Origin of the sequence: Streptomyces sp. NPDC059477, assembly GCF_042749375.1 — a bacterium.
Taxonomy (GTDB): domain Bacteria; phylum Actinomycetota; class Actinomycetes; order Streptomycetales; family Streptomycetaceae; genus Streptomyces.
On record NZ_JBHYUG010000030.1, the window covers coordinates 78945 to 81920 of the forward strand.

Sequence of the window (2976 nt, forward strand, 5' to 3'; positions counted from 1 at the left end):
TGGACGAGGTGCACCTGCCGTCCACGGACATCGGCCCGGAGCAGTGGCTGGAGCGCACCGCCCTGCGCGACTGGGTGTGGGAGGCGCTGGAGGAGCTGTCCCCGGTGCTGCGGATGCCGCTGGTGCTGCGGCACTTCGCCGGCGGGGTGACGTCGCACGAGCAGATGCCGTACGAGCGCATAGAGGACGCGTGCGGTGTGCCGGTCGGGACGGTGCGCAGCCGGCTCAGCCAGGGCCGGGCCAAGCTCGCCACCGCCCTCGCCGCCACCGCCGACGCCCCGCACGGGGACGCCGAACAGCGGGTGCGGGCCAGCCGCAACGAGGCGCGGCGGATGCTGGCCGCCGCGAGGGAGCGGTCCCATGGACCGGCCGACCGGCCGCGCGGGCGTCCTGAAGTCGCTGTCACTTCACCCGCTGTTCACCGGGCGGCGTTAACCGTCGTCATGCGCCGACCTCAGGGATTGCCTGCCTAGGCCATTTGAGCGAAGCGGTGGCGGACGGTGAGATCTAGTCTGTATCCCGGCTGGCAGGACTCACAGACGACAGGGGGGAGCCGGCACATGAGCACCGTGACGAACATCGTCCTCGTGCACGGAGGGTTCGTGGACGGTTCAGGATGGTGGGGGGTGCACGAGCGGCTGGTCGACGACGGGTACCACGTCAGCATCGTGCAGAACCCCACCCAGTCGCTCACCGACGACGTGGCGGCGGCCTTACGGGTCATCGCCCAGCAGGACGGGCCGGTGGTCCTCGTCGGGCACTCCTACGGCGGGGTCGTCATCACCGAGGCGGGGCGCCATCCCAAGGTCTCCGCGCTCGTCTACATCGCGGCGTTCGCGCCGAAGCGGGGGGAGTCGGTGAACTCCCTGATCTCCGATCCGCCGCCCGGGGCGCCCGCCGCGCCGCTGCTGCCGCCGCAGAACGGGTTCCTGTTCCTCGACCGTGAGCACTTCCGGGCCGCGTTCGCCGACGATCTGCCCGCGGCGCAGGCCCGGTTCATGGCCGACTCCCAGGTGCCGTGGGGGGTGGAGGCGCTCAACGGGGCGGTGGGTGAACCGGCGTGGGAGACGAAGCCGACGTGGTATCTCGTCGCCGCCGACGATCGGATGATCCCGCCGCTGGCCCAGCGGGCGATGGCCGAGCGGGCGGGGGCGACGGTGGCGGAGGCGCCGGGGAGCCATGCGATCTATGTTTCTCAGCCGGACGCGGTTGTTGATCTGATCAAGCAGGCGGCGTCTGCGGCGCCCTGAGTGCCGGGGGCACCTTGAGTGCCGGGGGCGCCTTGGGGGTGCGGTGGGGATTCGGGGTGCGGGTGGAGTGTGGCTGGTCGCGCCCACGCGGCGGAGCCGCATGTTGATACGGCCCCGCGCCCCTCAGGGCGATGCGGTTGGCGTGTCTTGAAGGTGGGCCGTGACCTCTCACGGGTGGGCGGGGCGGGCGGTTTGCTTCCTGCCCCGTACGCGCGTCATCGGATGATGCGGGCCGTTGCCTTTCCTGCCTCGGTTTGGGCTTTTTGGCGGTCCACCTGGGTGGGTTCGCCGTTGGTCACCACGTGGTCGCCCGCGACCCAGACGTCTGTGATGGCTCGGGAGCCCGCTGCCCACATCAGGTTGGCGATCAGGTGGGTGTCGGTGATCTCCAGGCCCGCGGTGAAGTGGGGGCCGTCGACGGAGACATGGGCCAGGTCGGCCCAGTTGCCCTCGCGCAGGCTGCCGATGTCCGTACGGCCCAGGGCCGCCGCGCCCGCCGAGGTGGCCAGCAGGAACGCGTCCGCCGCGCCCAGGGCCATCGGGTCGGCGGCGGCGAGCCGGGCGAACATCATCGCCAGCCGGGCCTCCTCCCACAGATCGAGGTCGTCGTTGCTGGCGGGCCCGTCGGTGCCCAGCCCGACGGCGACCGAGGCGGCCCGCAGCGCGCCGAGCCGCGCGGTGCCGGAGGCGAGCTTGGCGTTGGACCCGGGGCAGTGCGCCACCCCGGCGCCGGACCCGGCCAGCGTCGCGATGTCCTCGTCGGACAGATGCACGGCGTGCGCCGCCAGCAGCCGCCCGTCCAGCAGCCCGGTCTGCTTGAGGAGCTGGGGTACGGAGCCGTACCGCTCGCGGGTCGCGGTGTCCTCGGCGAGGGTCTCGGCGACATGGATGTGCACCAGCGCGCCGCGCCGCGCGGCTTCTTCCGCCGTGTGCCGCAGCGCCTCGGGCGGCAGGGTGTACGTGGAGTGCGGGCCGTAGCAGAGTTCGACGCGTTCGCCGGGGCCGAAGCGCAGTCCGTCGGCGTCGATCCACCGGCCGATCGCGTCGATGTCGCCGCGCCAGTCGCCGCCGGGCCGGTCGAAGTAGGCGGGCGCTATCAGGGTGCGGCTGCCCGCCTCAAGGGCCGCGTCGGCGACCTGCTCGGCGTGCGCGTACATCTCGGCGCTGGTCGTCACCCCGTACCGGAGCATCTCGACACAGCCGAGCAGCATGCCCGCGCGGGCGTCGGCCGGGGTCATCCGGGCCTCGGCGGGCCAGATGACCTCCTGGAGCCAGCGCAGCAGCGGCAGATCCCCGCCCAGGCCGCGCAGCAGGGTCATCGGGGAGTGCGCGTGGGCGTTGACCAGTCCGGGGACGAGGATGCCGGTCAGCCGGGTGCGGGGGGTGTGGTGGGGGAGAGCGGGGGCGGTGCGGGCCGGGCCGCAGTAGGTGATCCTGCCGTCCGCGCCCACATCGACGGCCGCGTCCCTGAGCACGGAGCAGGACGGGTCGGCGGGCAGGACGACGGGGGCGAGATAGCGATGTGGCGTGCGCATAGGAGGCGGTTCATCCCGTGGGTGAGGGCCGGCCTGTGGGGGGCCGGGGGCGGGCGGTGCGGAAGTCAGTCAACAACGTCCGTCGGGAAGGCCCTCACCGGGGCGGGTCGTGGGGGGCGCGGCGCCCCCCCCGGCCGGGCGGCGCGCGGGGGGGGGGGCGGGGGGGGGCCGCGCCCGCCCGGCGCCCCGGG

Annotated in this window: 3 protein-coding genes; 2 read left to right on the plus strand and 1 reads right to left on the minus strand. The window is 73.7% G+C overall.

The genetic code is table 11. The features are described from left to right. Both ACFXAZ_RS17690 and ACFXAZ_RS17695 read left to right on the plus strand, forming a co-directional pair. On the plus strand, positions 1–473 hold a 473-nt coding region (locus ACFXAZ_RS17690; protein WP_384591358.1), incomplete at its 5' end, for an RNA polymerase sigma factor. Between the two features lie 87 nt (positions 474–560). Next, positions 561–1250, plus strand: a complete 690-nt coding sequence (locus tag ACFXAZ_RS17695; RefSeq protein WP_384591361.1) for an alpha/beta fold hydrolase — start codon at positions 561–563, stop codon at positions 1248–1250. A 215-nt stretch (positions 1251–1465) separates the two neighbouring features. Here the strand turns inward: ACFXAZ_RS17695 and ACFXAZ_RS17700 are convergent, their stop codons facing one another. Then, entirely contained in the window at positions 1466–2785 is a 1320-nt protein-coding gene (locus ACFXAZ_RS17700) for an amidohydrolase family protein (protein ID WP_384591364.1), read from the minus strand. Between the last annotated feature and the right edge of the window lie 191 nt (positions 2786–2976).